Below are 1,832 nucleotides of genomic sequence, written 5' to 3'. Positions count from 1 at the left end.
AACGACGCCCCGGTGACCGGGCCCATCGACCCCGTGCGGGGCGAGGTCAACGTCAAACTGCCCGGCGAGCTGATCGGACTGCGCTACTCCCCGGAATCCCGGCAGGTCGACATCAGCACATCCGACATCAAGCTCCCCGCCAGCCTCATCCACCGCCGTATCCTGCTCACCGGCCAGGACAATCCGGTCTCCAACATCGCGAAGGATCTCGGAGGCGCGGCGAAGCCGGGCACGGCGGGCCGGTCCGACCTGATCAGCTTCCTGGCCGAGAACCAGTTACTGGACGCCATGCCGTCGGCGCTGTACGGCCCGGTCCTGGTGCCCAAGGTGCTCAAGGGCGACAAGGGCAAGAACACCCTGCTGTGGATGAGCGCCGCCTACACGTCCGCCGAGGCGATCGGCGCCCACTCCGCGGCGGCCTCGTACACCAGGACCCGGGACGCCCAGGGCGGCACCAGCAGGGAGTCCGCCACCTCGGTCGGCGGCGGTGGCGACCTCACTCTGGGCTACATCGCCGGACTCACAGGCGTTGTGGACGCGGGCGTGGACGCGACCTTCGGTGTCACCCGGACCACCACGTACGACTCGTCCGTCTCCGACCAGGGCACTCGCAGCGTCCAGATCACCGGGGACGGCGCGATGGTGCTGGTGAAGATGAAGGGGACGCTCTCCTTCGTGAGCGCGGGTTACTCCGTGCCCACCGACCAGGAGTTCACCGAGTATGTGTGGATGCCGGCCGGTGAGGCGGCCGAACTCGGTCTCTCCCTGCCCCTGGACCTGCCCGCCCAGCGGTTCACCGACGCCCCCCGCCAGTATCTGCCGCCGTACACCAACGACAAGGGTCCGATGGGGCCGTACGACGTGCTGCATCCCATGGCCCAGGAGGGGGTGCGCAATGACATGATCCAGAATCAGATCAGTGAGTTCCTGCGCAACCGGGCCGACAAGAAGGACTTCCTGCCGCAGCCGGCGGACCTCGGCACCGAGCCGAGCGCCGACACCCTGGCCAAGTACCTGGCCAACCAGGCCGAGATGGACAAACTGTCGCTCGTCAATCTGGCCAGCCGCCTGGAGGACCTGGGCACCGGCGTCACCGCCACCTTCCAGTCCCTGACCCCGACCAACACCTTCGACTACGAGGTGACGGTCCGGGCGGTCCGCGACCAGGACGCGGTACAGCACAAGGGCCTGCTCGACCACCGGGCGATCGGTACCGGTGTGAAGTCCGTCAGCGCGGCCAACTCCCGGCGCAACAGCGCCACCTCGATCAGCATCGGCGCCACCGGCCGGGTGCGGATGCTCCCCGTCGCCGGAACCGGGAATGCGACACTCGGCAACAAGAAGACCCGGGCCTTGGGGACCGCGAACGAAGTCACCACCTCGACAGCGCTGGGCGGTCAGACGTCGGTCGGCACCCATGCCTTCGACGTACCCCTCACCTATGACATCACCATCACCAAGGTCCGCCGGGCACGCTACGACTTCACGCTCGGGCGGACCACACCCGCGGTTCAGGTCCTGGCGCGCACCGGGACCTCGGTCCCCGGCCAACCGGTGGTGACCCCGCCGGGCGGGCAGCAGACCCCGGGCCCCGGCACCCAGCCCACGGCCGTCCTTGAGTCGCTCCCCGTGCTCACCAACACGGTCCGGGTGGCGATCTCCGACGATCTGACCACCTCGGAAGCGCCCGGGAAGTTCGACCCGCGCCCGTCGGTCACCACGCAGACCCTGAAGAACCCGATCAAGATCACGGACCTGGTCCGGACCGCGGTGGACGACCTCAAGGGATCGAATCAGGTGTACTTCCAGGCGCCCCTGACCGGTCTGCCCAC

At 68.4% G+C, this 1,832-nt stretch carries 1 protein-coding gene; it reads left to right on the top strand.

From position 1 onward, the window contains the following. Window positions 1-12: 12 nt before the first annotated feature. A partial coding sequence (locus AB0D49_RS41715; protein WP_362769508.1) for a hypothetical protein occupies window positions 13-1,832 on the top strand: 1,820 nt, incomplete at its 3' end.

The sequence above is a fragment of the Streptomyces sp. NPDC048290 genome (assembly GCF_040652095.1).
GTDB lineage: Bacteria > Actinomycetota > Actinomycetes > Streptomycetales > Streptomycetaceae > Streptomyces.
Note: the sequence above shows the minus strand (reverse complement) of the source record. Positions and strands in the feature narration are given on the sequence as shown.